12 protein-coding genes are annotated in these 15,478 nt (G+C 70.2%); 1 reads left to right on the top strand and 11 read right to left on the bottom strand.

Features of this window, described 5'->3' with window-relative positions:
- Positions 1-11 precede the first annotated feature (11 nt).
- The 3 genes from ABZT12_RS05330 to proB all read right to left on the bottom strand — a co-directional run bounded on the left by ABZT12_RS05330 (position 12) and on the right by proB (position 3,118).
- Positions 12-1,298: a glutamate-5-semialdehyde dehydrogenase gene (locus ABZT12_RS05330; protein ID WP_356377560.1), complete on the bottom strand. Its 1,287-nt coding sequence runs from the start codon at positions 1,296-1,298 to the stop codon at positions 12-14.
- 90 nt (positions 1,299-1,388) lie between these two features.
- Positions 1,389-1,847 (bottom strand): hypothetical protein, encoded by a 459-nt coding sequence (locus ABZT12_RS05335; protein WP_356378109.1) that lies wholly within the window; start codon positions 1,845-1,847, stop codon positions 1,389-1,391.
- Between the two features lie 143 nt (positions 1,848-1,990).
- Entirely contained in the window at positions 1,991-3,118 is a 1,128-nt protein-coding gene (gene proB, locus ABZT12_RS05340; RefSeq protein ID WP_356377563.1) for a glutamate 5-kinase, read from the bottom strand.
- Positions 3,119-3,329: 211 nt separating this feature from the next.
- Here proB and ABZT12_RS05345 point away from each other — a divergent pair, with 211 nt between their 5' ends.
- Entirely contained in the window at positions 3,330-4,724 is a 1,395-nt protein-coding gene (locus ABZT12_RS05345) for a polysaccharide pyruvyl transferase family protein (protein ID WP_356377566.1), read from the top strand.
- Positions 4,725-4,736: 12 nt separating this feature from the next.
- Here ABZT12_RS05345 and ABZT12_RS05350 read toward each other — a convergent pair whose 3' ends face one another.
- From ABZT12_RS05350 to rplU, 8 genes are all read right to left on the bottom strand, one after another.
- Positions 4,737-5,957, bottom strand: coding sequence for a glycosyltransferase family 2 protein (locus ABZT12_RS05350; RefSeq protein ID WP_356377569.1), 1,221 nt, complete (start codon positions 5,955-5,957; stop codon positions 4,737-4,739).
- A 236-nt stretch (positions 5,958-6,193) separates the two neighbouring features.
- Complete coding sequence (locus tag ABZT12_RS05355; protein ID WP_356377572.1) at positions 6,194-8,245, bottom strand: hypothetical protein; 2,052 nt, start codon at positions 8,243-8,245, stop codon at positions 6,194-6,196.
- Positions 8,246-8,370: 125 nt separating this feature from the next.
- Positions 8,371-9,864 carry a bifunctional cytidylyltransferase/SDR family oxidoreductase gene (locus ABZT12_RS05360; protein WP_356377575.1) on the bottom strand — a complete coding sequence of 498 codons (1,494 nt, stop codon included), beginning with the start codon at positions 9,862-9,864 and terminating at the stop codon, positions 8,371-8,373.
- Positions 9,865-10,005: 141 nt separating this feature from the next.
- Complete coding sequence (locus tag ABZT12_RS05365; RefSeq protein WP_356377578.1) at positions 10,006-11,169, bottom strand: hypothetical protein; 1,164 nt, start codon at positions 11,167-11,169, stop codon at positions 10,006-10,008.
- A 114-nt stretch (positions 11,170-11,283) separates the two neighbouring features.
- Complete coding sequence (locus ABZT12_RS05370) at positions 11,284-12,834, bottom strand: alkaline phosphatase D family protein (protein ID WP_356377581.1); 1,551 nt, start codon at positions 12,832-12,834, stop codon at positions 11,284-11,286.
- 325 nt (positions 12,835-13,159) lie between these two features.
- Entirely contained in the window at positions 13,160-14,596 is a 1,437-nt protein-coding gene (gene obgE / locus ABZT12_RS05375) for a GTPase ObgE (protein WP_356377584.1), read from the bottom strand.
- A 103-nt stretch (positions 14,597-14,699) separates the two neighbouring features.
- Entirely contained in the window at positions 14,700-14,954 is a 255-nt protein-coding gene (gene rpmA / locus ABZT12_RS05380; RefSeq protein WP_356377587.1) for a 50S ribosomal protein L27, read from the bottom strand.
- Positions 14,955-14,968: 14 nt separating this feature from the next.
- On the bottom strand, positions 14,969-15,289 hold the full coding sequence (rplU, locus tag ABZT12_RS05385) for a 50S ribosomal protein L21 (protein WP_356377590.1): 321 nt from the start codon (positions 15,287-15,289) through the stop codon (positions 14,969-14,971).
- Positions 15,290-15,478 lie beyond the last annotated feature (189 nt).

The following is a 15,478-nucleotide window of genomic DNA, read 5'->3' on the forward strand; positions in this document are numbered from 1 at the left end:
GGCGGCGGCGGTCAGCGGCGGATGTGGCCGTCTCCGGTGACGATGTACTTGGTGCTGGTCAGCTCCGGCAGGCCCATCGGGCCGCGCGCGTGCAGCTTCTGGGTGGAGATGCCGATCTCGGCGCCGAAGCCGAACTGGCCGCCGTCGGTGAACCGGGTGGAGGCGTTCACCGCGACCGTCGCGGAGTCGACCAGCTGGGTGAAACGGCGGGCGGCCTGCTGGGAGGTGGTGACGATCGCCTCGGTGTGGCCGGAGCTCCACAGCCGGATGTGCTGGACGGCCTTGTCGAGCGAGTCGACGACGGCGGCGGCGATGTCGTACGAGAGGTACTCGGTGTCCCAGTCGTCGGGGGTGGCCTCGACGAGGGTGGCGCGGGAGTCCTTGGCGTGAGCGAGGACGCGCTCGTCGGCGTGGACGGTGACGCCGGCGTCCGCGAGGGCGTCCAGGGCGCGCGGCAGGAACTCGGGGGCGATGTCCTGGTGGACGAGGAGGGTCTCGGCCGAGTTGCAGACGCTGGGCCGCTGGGCCTTGGAGTTGATCAGGATGTCGATCGCCATGTCGAGGTCGGCGTGGGCGTCGACGTAGACGTGGCAGTTGCCGGTGCCGGTCTCGATGACGGGGACCGTGGACTCCTGGACGACCGTGCGGATGAGGGAGGCGCCGCCGCGCGGGATGAGCACGTCGACCAGGCCGCGGGCGCGCATCAGCTCGCGTACGCTCTCGCGGCCCTCGCCGGGCACCAACTGGACGGCGTCGGCGGGCAGTCCGGCGCCGCCGACGGCGTCGCGGAGGACGCGCACGAGGGCGGTGTTCGACTCGTAGGCGGAGGCCGAGCCGCGCAGCAGGACGGCGTTGCCCGACTTGAGGCAGAGGACGGCGGCGTCGACGGTGACGTTCGGGCGGGCCTCGTAGATGATGCCGACGACGCCGAGCGGTACCCGGACCTGGCGCAGGTCGATGCCGTTGGGGAGGGTCGAGCCGCGGACGACCTCGCCGACCGGGTCGGGCAGTGCCACGACGTCCCGTACGTCGGCGGCGATGGCGCGTACCCGCTCCGGGGTGAGGGTCAGCCGGTCGATGACCGTCTCGCTGGTGCCGGCCTCGCGTGCCTTGGCGATGTCCTTGGCGTTGGCCTCCACGATCTCGCTCGTGCGGACCTCCAGCGCGTCCGCGATGGCGAGCAGCGCGTCGTCCTTCTCGGCGCGCGGCAGCGGGGCGAGGTCGGCGGCGGCGGACTTGGCGCGGTAGGCGGCCCGGGTGACCGGGGACATGGAGTCGTACGGCGAGAGCGTGGTCATGGGGGAAGGGTAGTGCGCCCGGCGGAGGCGTCCAGCGGCTGTTCCACAGCGCGAGACGGGTCCGGAGGGGTCGGGCGGGGGGCCGGGGGGTCAGAAGGGGTGGACGCCCACCGGGGTCGCGGGCGGCGGTCCGTACCCCTCGGCGATGCGCTGGTGGTAGGTCTCCCGGTCGATGACCTCCAGGCCGACGATCTCCCAGGGCGGAAGTTGGGCGGTCTGGCGGTGCTCGCCCCACAGGCGCAGGGCGACGGCCGCCGCGTCGTGCAGGTCGCGGGCCTCCTCCCAGTAGCGGATCTCGGCGTGGTCGTTGGCGTAGCGGCTGGTCAGCAGGAAGGGGTGGTCGTGGGCGAGTTGTTCCAGGCCGCGGCGCACCTCGGTGAGGGGGGCCTCGCCGCCGGAGACGCTGAGGGTGATGTGCCAGAGGCGGGGGGTGTCCTTGGGCTCGTCGCCCTGGTAGCGGGCGCCGGCCGCGACGCTCGTCAGGGCGCGCTCCTCGCCGGCCGCGCGGGAGGGCGTACCACCGCGCGACGCCGTCGCCCCCGGGCGCACTCGTCTCACGACGGCCTCCTTTACCCAGTGGTCGGGCTCTGCCCGCGCGGAATGGTCCCTGGTACAAAGTTGAGCAGGCCGGGGAGGTCCGCGTGGCCCTTTTGCGGAACGTCCACCAGGCGGAGGCGGACGTTTCGGTCGTTTTACGGGTGCAGGATCACCAGGTCGTCCCTGTGTACGACTTCCCTCTCGTACGAGGGTCCCAGCTCCCGTGCCAGTTCCCTGGTGGAGCGGCCGAGCAGTTGGGGGATCTCCCTGGCGTCGAAGTTCACCACTCCGCGGGCGACGGCGCGGCCGGTGCCGTCGCGCAGTTCGACGGGGTCGCCGGCGCTGAACTCGCCCTCCACGGCGGCGATTCCGGCCGGCAGCAGTGAGGTGCGGCGCTCGACGACCGCGCGCACCGCGCCGTCGTCGAGGGTCAGCGACCCCTGTGGGGCGGAGGCGTGCTGGAGCCAGAGGAGCCGGTCGGCGGAGCGTCGGCCGGTGGGGTGGAAGTAGGTTCCGGTGTCGCCGCCGCCGAGCGCGTCGGCGGCGTGGACGGTGGAGGTGAGGACCACGGGGATGCCGGCGGCGGCGGCGATCCGGGCCGCCTCGACCTTGGTGGCCATGCCGCCGGTGCCGACGCCGGCCTTGCCCGCGCTGCCGATCTCGACCTGGGCGAGGTCGGCGGGTCCGTGTACCTCGGCGATCCGCGCGGTGCCCGGCCGGCCGGGGTCGCCGTCGTAGACGCCGTCGATGTCGGAGAGCAAAACCAGCAGGTCCGCGTGGACGAGGTGGGCGACGAGGGCGGCGAGCCGGTCGTTGTCGCCGAAGCGGATCTCGTCGGTGGCGACCGTGTCGTTCTCGTTGACGACGGGGAGGGCGCCCATGGCGAGGAGTTTGTCGAGGGTGCGGGAGGCGTTGCGGTGGTGCGCGCGGCGGCTCATGTCGTCGGAGGTGAGCAGCACTTGGCCGACGCGGATGCCGTAGCGGGCGAAGGAGGCGGTGTAGCGGGCGACGAGGAGTCCCTGGCCGACGCTGGCGGCGGCCTGCTGGCGGGCGAGGTCGCGGGGGCGGCGGCGGAGTCCGAGCGGGGCGAGTCCGGCGGCGATGGCGCCGGAGGAGACGAGGACGATCTCCTTCTCTCCGCCTCCGCTGCTCTTGGCGAGGACGTCGACGAGGGCGTCGACGCGGTCGGCGTCGAGGCCGCCGGCGGCGGTGGTCAGCGACGAGGAGCCGACCTTGACGACGATCCTGCGGGCCTCGCTGACGGCTTGCCTTGCCCCTGCCACGTGCTGTCTTCCCCTCGGGTAGGTCCGGCTGCCCGCACCGAAATCTACGCGAGGCGGCAGGCGTGCCGCACGTTGGTCCAGCTTCCGGACAGTGCGCCCCGCGATCGTTTGCTTACTCTTCGCGTACGGCAAAAAGGTTGTGTGGGTTCCCCATAGAAATTAAAGACCAAACAAACTTATTTTGAACTTCGTGCCACCTAAAGTTCGCCGCATGCAGCGCATACTCCTCCGCTCGGGGAAGAGCCCGTACGACGTCGTCCCGTTGGAGGAGGCCCTCCAACGGGACGTGTTCGCCACCAACTCGGGGAACCTGATCTTCAGTGACGCCACCCACAAGATCCTGGAGACGCCGGGTACGGAGGTCGTCTCCAACGGCATCCACGCCGAGATATCCATGGCGGGTCGGATCAACGAGGAGTACGACGCCTTCGTGGTGCCCCTCGCCAACGCCTTCCGCCCGTCCTTCGAGAGCGGGCTGAGACGGCTGACGCGGCTGATCTCCCGGCTGCGGATCCCCGTGGTGGTGGTGGGCGTGGGCGCTCAGACCGGGCTGGACTACAACCCGGCGCGGCTGAAGCCCATCGAGCCGGCCGTGCGGGAGTTCGTCTCGGCGGTGCTGGAGCGCAGCGCGTCGATCGGGGTGCGGGGCGAGTTCACCGAGAAGTACCTGAAGGACATGGGGTTCCGGGACGTCGAACTGATCGGCTGCCCGTCGCTGTTCATGTACGGCAAGGAACTCGACGTGCGCAAGCGGGTCCCGGAGCTGACGGCCGGCTCCCGGATCGCGGTCAACGGCTCGCACAGCGCGGTGCGCAACCAGGGTCTCGGCCGGGTCATCACGCGCACCCACGAGCGCTATCCGCACCTGCGTTACATCGGTCAGAACCTCAGCGACGCACGGCAGTTGCACTGGCGGGACCTCTCCCACCCCAACGGGCGCATCACCGCGATGCCCACCCACCCCGACCACCCGATGTACCGCGAGGACAAGGTCCGCGTCTACGTCGACCCCGTCACCTGGATCGACGACCTGCGGGCGTTCGACTTCTCCTTCGGCTCCCGGATCCACGGGAACATCGCGGCGCTGCTGGCGGGGACGCCGGCGACCGTGCTGTGCGGCGACTCGCGGACGCTGGAGCTGTGCCGCTACTTCGGCATCCCGCACCGCACGATCGACAAGGTGCCCGAGGACCTCGATCCGGCGCGGCTCTACGAGGAGGCCGACTTCACCTCCCTGGTGAGCGGGCACCACGAGCGCTTCGAGCGGTTCACCGGGTTCCTGGGGCGCAACGGGCTGGAGAACACCTTCGACCACGGCGACGGCGGCGCGGCCTTCGAGGAGCGGATGCGGGAGCTGGAGTTCCCGGCGGGCATCCGTCCCTGGAACGAGGCGGACCTCGCCTCGCTCACCACGCGGTTCGGCTGGCTACAGAGCCGTATCTCCGAACTGTCTTCGGACAACGCGGAGTTGAAGCGGGAGCTGGCCCGGGCGGCGCGGGCGAACAAGGCGGCGAAGGCCTCCGCGCAGCCCCCCGCCTCGGTCTACCGGCGGGCCCGCCGGGCGGTGGGGCGGCCGATCCGCAGGGCGTTGCAGTCGGGGCGGTAGGCGCCCCGGTACTCACGCGGCGGCGGCACCGCCCCTGGCCGTCGTCCGGGCGGTGAGGACCCGGCGGGCCTTGCGCACCGCACGGCGCACGAAGGACGTGGCGGGGTCCTCGCGGTAGCCGTGGACGGCGCGGGCCTCGCGGGGTTCGGCGAGGTAGAGGGAGTCGGGGAGGCCGGCCGCGCGGGAGCGGAAGTGCGGGTAGGCCAGGTAGACCCGGCGTCCGCGCCGCTCCAGCAGGGCACCGGCCTGCTTCTTGGACTTGACGAACTCGATGACGCCCGGGAGCAGTTCGGGCCGCTGGGCGGCGACGAGGTGAAGGCGCAGCCGCTCGTGGACCCGGAGGCGGCGGGCGACCTCGTCGGTCCAGAAGGCGTCCATGAGCGGCCGGGCCAGCTCGAACTTGTGCCGGCGGACCTCCTCGCTGTCCTTGAGGTACTTGGGCCCGAACTGCGGGAGCAGGGTGACGAGGAAGGGGCGGACCATCAGCTTGTCGCGCTCCACGCCGGCCGGGACCAGCTCGGCGATCAGGTTCATCAGGGCGCGGGCGGAGTCGAAGCGCAGGGTGTAACTGCCGCTCTTCGTCACGTGCTTGCCGTCGTCGCGGCCCACCAGGTAGTAGCAGACGTGGTCGGCTATCACGGAGACGCCGTCGGCCCGCAGATAGGCCTCCATGGTGAACAGGGCGTCCTCGCCGGTGAACAGCGACTCGTCGAACCGCATGCTGTGGCGTTCGAGGAGCGAGCGGCGGAACAGTTTCTGGGCGCTGAGCGTGAACTTGATGTTGGAGGAGAAGACGTCGGTGCGGTCGAGCGTCTCTCCCCACATCGACTTCGGCGGGGTGCGGTTGACGCCCTCGACCTTGCCGAGCACCACGTCGGTGCCGTTGCGGTCGGCCATGGCGACCATGCGTTCCAGGGCCTCGGGGCCGAGCCGGTCGTCGGCGTCGAGGAAGAAGACGTAGCGTCCGGAGGCCTTGCCCAGGCCTACGTTGCGGGGGCCGCTGGGGCCGCCGGAGTTCTCCTGGCGTATTACCGTGACCTGCGTGAGGGCGCGGGCCGCGAACTGCTCCAGGTACTCCCCCGTGCCGTCCGTGGAGCCGTCGTCGACGGCGATGACCTCGATGCGCGCCGGGTCGAGGGTCTGCGCCTCGACGGAAGCCAGGCACTCCACCAGGTACGGCATCGCCTCGTACGCCCCGATGACCACGGTCACATCAGGCTGCGTCACGGTCACACGTCTTCCCCTCGTTCATGGAACATTTCCCCCCTATTGCCTCAACGGCTACTCACTAGACGGGCCATCACGTCTCCCGGTTGCCTCGGCTCACCGCTTTCGAGACGCAGCTCACACAGGAACCGGACAGCGGCACGTGCGGAACCTGACAGAGGGAGATACGCAGAAGGGCCCGGTTTTCGAGGATCACTCCTCGGAAACCGGGCCCTTCTTGACCAAATCCTGGCCTGCGACGGTCAGTTCGCCAGTTCTGCCTCCGCCGCGCCGGACGCCGCCGCCCGGGCCTCCTGGCCCAGGTTGCGCGTCTGCGCCTTGAGGGCGAGGTTCTCCACTGCGGTGTTGAACTGCTCGATGGAGCTGGGCTCGTCGGGGCCGAGCAGGTAGCGCTTGAGCTCCTTGCGGTCCCCGGCCAGCGTGTCGGCGTCCGACGTACGCACCGCGGACAGCAACTCGCCCAGTTCCTCAGCCGAGTTGGAGAGGATCACCGCGGCGCGCACCGCGGTGTTCTGCCGCTTGAACTCCTCCACGCCCAGCTCCGCGGAGTCCGTGACCGCGTACGGCTTGCCGCTGGCGATGAAGTCGGAGACGACGCTGGAGATGTCGGAGACCATCGCGTCGGAGACGTTGAAGCAGTCGTACAGACGCGGTTCGGCACCGCTGATGACCCGGTGCTCGTAGGAGCCGAAGGAGCGCCAGTAGGCGTCGTTCCACTCGGCGCGCAGCCGGGCGAGTTCCGCGTGCTTCGCCACGTCGGTCACGCCGTCGCGGCTCGCCTCGGCCTCGTCACCCTTCTCGGTGCCGCCGGACAGTTCGGCGATGCGGACGTCGATCCTGGCGAGTTCGACGCCGGCCCGGGTCCGGGCGGCCGCGTCGTCGGCGAAGCGCGGGTCGTCGGCACGCTCGGCGGCGGCCTTCTCGACGAGCGCGACGATACGGCGGTGCGCGGCGCCGGCCAGGGCGCTGACGGTGCCGGTGAAGGGGTGCGGTTTGTAGAGGACCCGTACCGGCGGGTCGGCGGTCAGCAGCTTCCGCACGATGTTCTCGCCCGCGAGCAGGAGGGAGGTGTTGCCGGGGTTGTCGTCCCAGCCCTCCCAGGTGGGCGCGTAGAGAACGGTCGGCACACGGCCGTCGCGGACGCCCTGCGCGGGCTGGATCGGCGCCAGTTGGGGGCGGCCGACCTCCACGATGTCGTCGTCACGGACGCCGACGTCGGCTATCGCGTAGCGGTCGCGGCCGGCCCGGCCCGCGGTCCACACCTCGTCGTAGACCTTGCTGTACGGGTTGACGCTGGCCAGCTTGTCGCTGTCGCCGTGGCCGATGAAGACGTGCTTCATGGTGGGGACGCGCAGCAGGTGGATGTTCTTGCCGACGTTGGCCGCGTAGAGCGCGACCCGTACGTTCGACAGGTCCATGTTCATCAGGTGGACACCGCCGGGCACGCAGACGACGGGGACCGTGGTGGGCGCGAGGTTCTGCAGGATGACGCGCTCGCGGAGCAGGATCAGCGGGCGGGTGTCCAGCTGCTCCATCGTCTCCAGCCACATGTTGACCTGGTAGGCCGAGTCCCGGGAGCCGGAGAAGTACAGGACCGTCTCGGGCCGGTAGTCGCGCAGCCAGTCGTCGACGGCCGCGAGGACCTTCTCGGCGTTCGGCGGTATCTTGCGGCCCCGCACGTACGGCACCAGCGCCAGGACGTAGAGGGTGCCCAGGACGAGCGTGACGCCGATGCCGACGAAGCCCGCCACCGCGGAGTCCATGGCGGCGGAGACCAGCAGGCCTACGCCGGCCGCCAGGTCGAGGTGGAGCATCTTCTCGGCGGAGCGGTTCAGCAGGAACCGCGACGGGGCGTCCGGGATGCGGATGCGCGCCTTCAGGTCGACGTTGCGGGTGGCGACCGGCATCCGGCGGCGGTTGCGGATCAGCGTGACGACGGCGCCGTGCGGGGCCTGGAGTCCGTAGAACGCGATGAAGCAGGCGATCGCGCCGTAGAAGATCAGGTGGTCCGAGAGGTTGAGCCGGGCCAGCAGGAGGATCAGGAGGAGCTGGCGGATCAGGAAGCGGATCGACAGGCCGGCCCGGACCTTGCTGAGCCGGTTGACGAGGTAGCTGCCCTTGCGGTGCAGATAGTGGTCCGCGAGGTACGTCACGGCCGCCGCGGCCGCGAAGGCGGGAACGCTCGGGACGAGCGCGGCCAGCATGAGGGCGGGGAAGCCCAGCACCATGAGAGCCGCCGCGGCCAGCTCGGCCGCGCTGCCCACCCGGGCGACGCGAATAGCGGTGGAAATCACTGATAAACCTGCTCTTGGGGTTTTTGAGTAATTCGCCGAGCCAAGGACTCAGGCCCCCGTGAACGCTCCTGAACGGGCGACCACGGAGGCCTGAATTCCTGGTAAAACCTAATTACTTCCGATTATTACACGCCGTCCTGACGGTCGAGCACGGTGGCCAGCGCCGCCTCGAAGCCGGAGGCGGTGGCCGCGCCGGCCGTCGGGTCCTGCTGGCGGACGTCGATGACATGTCCGGTCAGCTCGGAGAGCAGCACGTCGAGCGAGGTGCGGGCCACGGCCTCGGAGGAGAGGAGCGAGCCCGCGGGCTCCTGGCCGAAGGCCTTGGTGCGCATCGGGGTGGCGGTGCGCTCGGGGTTGATGCAGTTGACCCGGACGCCGTCAGCGCCCCACTCGTCGGAGAGGGCCTGGGTGAGGTTCACCATCGCGGCCTTGGTCGAGGAGTAGAGGCTGTACTCCGCGCGGCCCCGGGTGTAGCTGCTGGAGGTGTAGAGGAGCAGCTGACCCTTGCTCTCGGCGAGGTACTTGTAGGAGGAGCGGGCGATCTGCACCGGCGCCAGGTAGTTGACCTTGAGGGCCTGCTCGATGGTCGCGTTGTCCGTCTCGGCCAGCTTGCCGATGCGCAGGACGCCGGCGGTGTTGACGACGTAGTCGATGCGCCCGGTCTCGGCGTACGCCTTGGAGAGCGCGTCGTCGACCTCCTCGGGGTTCTCGACGTGCGTGCCGGTGGTGGAGCGGCCGAGCGCGTAGACCGTGGCGCCGTAGCCCTCGGCCAGCTCGGCGATGTCCTTGCCGATGCCGTAGGAGCCGCCGAAGACGACGAAGGTCTTCCCGGTGAGCAGCTCGCGGTAGGCGGCCTCGTCGACCTGCTCGGGGGCGGCGGTGGAGGCGAGCTGGAAGAGCTTGTCGGCGATGAAGACGTCGACCGGCTGGGTGACCTTCATGTTGTACTCGTCGCCCGCGACGACGTGGATCGGCACGTCCGGCAGGTACTTGAGCACGACGGAGCAGTCGTCGGTGGCCTGGAAGTTCGGGTCCCCGGCCGCGACCTCGTAGGCGCGGCGGATCGTGGACAGCTTGAACGCCTGGGGCGTCTGGCCGCGGCGCAGCCGGGAGCGGTCCGGGATCTCGGTGATGAACTCGCCGTCGTCGCCGTGGGTGCGGGTGACGATGATGGTGTCCGCGGACGGGATGGCCACGTCGACGGCGTGGAAGCGCTCCAGCGCCACGACACAGTCGTCGATCACACGGCGCGAGAGCAGGGGGCGCACGGCGTCGTGGAAGAGGACGTTGCGGTCCTCGCCCTCGGCCAGACCCTCGCCGAGGGCCGCGATGGCGCGCTCGGTGGTCTCGTTCCGGGTGGAACCGCCCTCGATGACCTTGGTGACCTTGCGGAAGCCGGCCTTGGCGACGATCTTCTCGATGTCCGGGACATAGCCGGGGGCCATGAGGACGATGATGTCGTCGATCGAGTCGGTGTTCTCGAAGGTGGTCAGGGTGTGCTCGATGACTGCCTTGCCGGCGATCTTCAGCAGCTGCTTCGGGATCTGGAGACCCACGCGCTGACCGGTACCGCCGGCCAGGATCACTGCGGTGGTACGGGGCTTGGCTATGTGCGACACAGGTGACCTACCTCGGGACAACGGGGGACAGCAAATGGTCCCACTAGCGGTAACCGCAGTGCAAGGCGAGCGACCACTGCCGCATATGCGCCCGCAACCTGTCATTCACCTTGCACTGCCGGCCGCCGGGCGGGGTGTGCCTCAGCCGCGGCGCAGTCGCCGCAGGCAGCGGTGGCCGAGGACCTTGACCAGCTCGCGCGAGGGTGTCTGGTGCACGGTGCGCGCCTTCGCCGGGGCGCTGTGCCGCACGGGCGCCGAGGCCGCCGCCGCGAGGGCGCCGTACAGCGCCTGAGCAGCCACCTCGGGGGCGATCCGGGGCCGGTGCGGCATCTCGTCCACGGTTTCCGGTACCGCCGACAGAAGCGCGGGATCTCCTAGGACCCGTACGCCCATTCCGGCGATCCGGGCGGTGATCCCGGCGCCGATCCCGGCCGCCGCCTCGACGGCCCACCGGGGTGTGGAGATCTTCACGTCGTGCGGTGCCGGGCTGCACGTGTTCTTCATATGCATGACCGCGCCGTTGCGCACGAGCGCGGAATACAGCTCGTCGGGGAGTCCATTGCCGCGGAATTCCACATTAAGATTCCGCAGCATTTCGGTCTCGGCGAGGGTGAGCGAGCGGTTCGCCGCGTCCGGTACGGGCCTCAGCACTCCGTCGGGCAGTCCGAGCAGTGTCCCGAAGGTGCGCAGCAGGCCGTCCCGCGCACGGTCGTCGACCACGACGACGGTGACCCGGCCGGGCCCGACGGCCCGGACCCAGCGCTCGACCAGCCGGTCGTGCCGGTGGCGGTGCCAGAAACTGGGGTTGGGCTGCTCGTAGGGGGCCTTGCGCAGCATGTGCTCAAGCCAGTCCTCGTACCCCATGCGCAGCCCGTTCTGCACGTACTGCTGCCACTGCGAGGGCATGATCCGCACCAGGGGGCGCAGGGTCACCACCACCTGTACGCGGTCGCCGCCGAGCTGTCGGATGATGCGGGCGACGGTCTCGTCGTCGGGGGCGTCCGCGAAGAACTCGCTGCTGATCACCGAGGTGCGCCCGCCGGTGGCGGCCACCCGGGCCAGCAGCCGGGTCCAGTGCTCGTCGGTGGGCACGGTGTCGCCCATCATCGCGGGCCGGGCGCAGGCGGCGAGGGCCGCTTCCATCGGATGTCTGGTGGCCGCCGGGAAGTCGACGCCGTGCCTGGCCATCGCGTCCTTCGCGGCGAACAGCGCGCCCTGGACGGCGGTGGTCCCGGTCTTGTGCGGGCCGATGTGCAGCAGCCGGGTGCCGGCCGGCAGCGGGGTGTTCGTACAGTCAGTCTCCATGGTCAAAGGAAGGTAAGAGTTGTTCGTGAGTCTGCCGTGAGAGGAGTCTGGGACGCGGATGAGTCCCGGACTCCTCCCCCGTCGGACGCCCTACGGCGTTCCGCGCTACCCGGCTCAGACGACCCGGACGCCGGGGTCGTCCGACTCCACGCGCAGGGTGGCGTGGGTGCTCGCGGTCGCCTGCGGCGCGAGGACGGTGTCCACCACCCGGACCGTCGCGTCGATGCCGTCGCGGCGGATGTCGAAGAGGTGGTAGCCGCGGTGGGCGTCGATCACCTTCCAGTGCGGGTTGTCCGGCATCAGCGGGTCCCACTGGGCGTGGAAGGCGGCCTGGTCCTGGTCGCCGTTGCTGGAGACGGACGTGCCCACGAACTCGGCGCCGACGACCTTGGAGGACGGATCCGCGAAGTCCTCCTTGAGGTCGCTGATCATCGTGAGGTGACGGTCGCCGCTCAGCACCACCGGGTTGCGGACGGTCCCGAACTCCCGCAGCAGGGCGTTGCGTTCGGCCTGGTAGCCGTCCCACGCGTCGTAGTACCAGAGCTTGCCTTCACCGATCTGGAGGTCCGTCTCGGCCATCATGATCTGCGAGGCGACGACGTTCCAGCGGGCGGGCGAGCGGTGCAGCCCGTGCAGCAGCCACTTCTTCTGTTCGGCGCCCATCATCGTCGCCGACGGGTCCTCGGCGCCGGCCTGGGTGGTGGCCTGGTCGCTGCGGAACTGCCGGGTGTCGAGCACGTTGAGCCGCATCAGCCGGCCGAATTCCAGGCGCCGGTACATGTGGATGTGCGGCCCGCTCGGCACGGCGCCGGCCCGGACCGGCATGTGCTCGTAGTACGCCTGGAAGGCCGCCGTCAGCCGGGCCACGAACGCGTCGTGCGTCTGCTTGTCGGGATCCTGGGGCACCTGGCCCGCCCAGTCGTTGTCCACCTCGTGGTCGTCGAAGGTGACCACCCAGGGGGCGTTCGCGTGCATCGCCGCGAGGTCCGGGTCGCCGCGGTACTGCGCGTACCGGTTGCGGTACTGCGTCAGCGTGTACGGCTCCCCCGTGCCCTCGTGGCGGCGCGGCCCCGCCGAGGACGGCACCGACTCGTAGATGTAGTCGCCGACGAAGAGCACGAAGTCGGGGTCCTGCGCCAGCATGTCGGCGTACGGCGTGAAGTAGCCGTGCTGCCAGTTCTGGCAGGAGGCGAGAGCCACCCGCAGGGCGCCGCCGGAGGCGGTGGGGTGCGGCGCGGTGCGGGTGCGGCCCGTGGCGGAGAGCCGGCCGCCGGCCCGGAAGCGGTACCAGTAGTCGCGCCCGGGGCGCAGTCCCCGTACGTCCACGTGCACGCTGTGCCCGTACTCGGAGCGGGCGTGGGCGACGCCCCGGCGCGCGACCTTCTTGAAGCGCGCGTCCTCGGCGAGTTCCCACTCGACGGGCACCACGCTGTCGGGCATGCCGCCGCCGTTCAGCGGGTCGGGGGCGAGTCGCGTCCACAGGACGATGCCGTCGGGCAGCGGGTCGCCGGAGGCGACACCGAGGGCGAACACACCATCGGGCAACGGGATTTCGGCCGCCTGGGCGCTGGCCGGCAGCCACAGCTGGGCGGTGGCCGCGGCCCCGAGCACCGCGGCTCCGGCCGCGAGAAAACGTCGTCGATCGGGTGATACGGCTCCGGTCATCGTGAACTCCCTTGCGACGCTGGTCCCTTGGGTCACCTGGAAGCTCACAGCGCGCGAAGTCCCGCCCGCTGAACGGAGGGAATCGCGTACATGACAAATGAGCGAGCAACACATGACCTACCGCGGCGGGTCATGGGCGAACGGTGTCGGGCCCGGCGCGACAGTGCCTCAACGAGCGGCACCCCGGGCGCGGCTACGGGCCACACCCCACCGATTTCTGACGGAGCATCAGTCAGCTCCGGGCAACTGAAAAGCCTCTGGGCGCGGAGAGGGTCGGGATCCTCTCCGCGCCCAGTGGGAACGCGCGACTCGTAGCCTGTGAAGGCTAGAACGGCTCGAAGTCGTCGAACTCCTTCGTGGATTCGTCCCGTTCGGCCTGCTTGTCGCGGCGGCGCTGGGTGGCCGGGCGCGGCTCCTCGAACCGGTGGTCCTCACCGCGCCGGCCGAGCATCTCGGCGCCGGCCATGACCGTGGGCTCCCAGTCGAAGACGACCGCGTTGTCCTCGGGACCGATGGCGACGCCGTCACCGGAGCGGGCGCCGGCCTTCATCAACGCCTCCTCCACACCGAGGCGGTTGAGCCGGTCGGCGAGGTAGCCGACAGCCTCGTCGTTGCTGAAGTCGGTCTGGCGCACCCAGCGTTCGGGCTTCTCGCCACGCACCCGGAACAGCCCGTCCTCTTCCCGTACGACGGTGAAGCCGGTGTCGTCGACGGCCTTCGGGCGGATCACGATCCGGGTCGCCTCCTCCTTCGGCTTCGCGGCCCGCGCCCCGGCGACGAGCTCCGCGAGCGCGAAGGACAGCTCACGCAGCCCCGTGTGCGCGACCGCCGACACCGCGTAGACGTGGTAGCCGCGCGCCTCCAGGTCCGGGCGCACCATCTCGGCCAGGTCCTTGCCGTCCGGTACGTCGATCTTGTTCAGGACGACCAGCCGCGGCCGGTTGTCGAGCCCGCCGTACTGCGTCAGCTCCTCCTCGATGGTGTCGAGGTCGGAGAGCGGATCGCGCTCGGACTCCAGGGTCGCCGTGTCCAGGACGTGCACGAGCACGCTGCACCGCTCGACGTGCCGCAAAAATTCGAGGCCGAGGCCCTTGCCCTGGCTGGCGCCGGGGATCAGACCCGGTACGTCGGCGATGGTGTAGACCGTCTCGCCCGCGGTGACGACGCCCAGGTTCGGCACCAGGGTGGTGAAGGGGTAGTCGGCGATCTTCGGCTTGGCGGCGCTCAGCACCGAGATCAGCGAGGACTTGCCGGCGCTCGGGTAGCCCACCAACGCCACGTCCGCGACCGTCTTCAGCTCCAGGACGATGTCCTGGAGGCCGCCGGGCACACCGAGCAGCGCGAAGCCGGGCGCCTTGCGGCGGGCCGAGGAGAGCGCCGCGTTGCCGAGACCGCCCCGGCCGCCCTGCGCGGCGACGTACGACGTGCCGTGGCCGACCAGGTCGGCGAGCACGTTGCCCGCCCCGTCCAGCACGACCGTGCCGTCGGGCACCGGCAGGATGAGGTCCTGGCCGTCCTTGCCGGAGCGGTTGCCGCCCTCGCCGGGCTTGCCGTTGGTGGCCTTGCGGTGCGGGGAGTGGTGGTAGTCGAGCAGCGTGGTGACGGACTGGTCGACCGTCAGGATCACGTCGCCGCCACGGCCGCCGTTGCCGCCGTCCGGGCCGCCGAGCGGCTTGAACTTCTCACGGTGGACGGAGGCACAGCCGTGGCCCCCGCTACCCGCGGCGACATGCAGCTCGACGCGGTCCACGAAGGTGGTCATGGGATGTGCCTCCAGTTACGTACGGGACTGTCTTTACCTAACACGCGAAAGGCGGACCCGCTTCCCGTGAGGGAAGTGAGGTCCGCCTCGCGAAAGCTTCCGATCAGGCGACCGGAACGATGTTCACGACCTTGCGGCCACGGTGGGTACCGAACTCCACCGCGCCCGGCAGCAGCGCGAACAGCGTGTCGTCGCCGCCACGGCCGACGCCCGTACCGGGGTGGAAGTGGGTGCCGCGCTGGCGGACCAGGATCTCACCCGAGTTGACGACCTGACCACCGAAGCGCTTCACGCCGAGACGCTGGGCGTTCGAGTCGCGACCGTTCCGGGTGGACGATGCGCCCTTCTTGTGTGCCATCTCTCCTCAGTCCCTTACTTCGCAGCCGTGGGGATCGACGTGACCTTGATCGCCGTGTACTGCTGGCGGTGGCCCTGCCGACGGCGGTAGCCGGTCTTGTTCTTGTAGCGAAGGATGTCGATCTTGACGCCCTTGTGGTGGTCCACGATCTCGGCCTCGACCTTGATACCGGCCAGCACCCACGGGTCACTGGTCACGGTGTCGCCGTCGACAACGAGCAGGGTCGAGAGCTCGACCGTGTCGCCAACCTTGGCAGTGGGAATCTTGTCAACCTCAACGGTGTCGCCGACAGCAACCTTGTGCTGGCGACCACCGCTGCGCACGATGGCGTACACGCGGATCTCACTCTCTCGCTCGGGAACGACACCCCCGCAGTCCAGCCGCCCGGCAGAACGGACAGCCTCTCCCGGCGGACACGCCCGGGAGGAAGAGGTTTACGGGGATGTGGCGTGTCACCTGTGGACACGCCGACGGTCAAGGTTACGGGGCCGCGGCCGAACGGGTCAAACCGGGCCCCGCCCGGT

Origin of the sequence: Streptomyces sp. NPDC005423, assembly GCF_040606415.1 — a bacterium.
Taxonomy (GTDB): Bacteria; Actinomycetota; Actinomycetes; order Streptomycetales; family Streptomycetaceae; genus Streptomyces.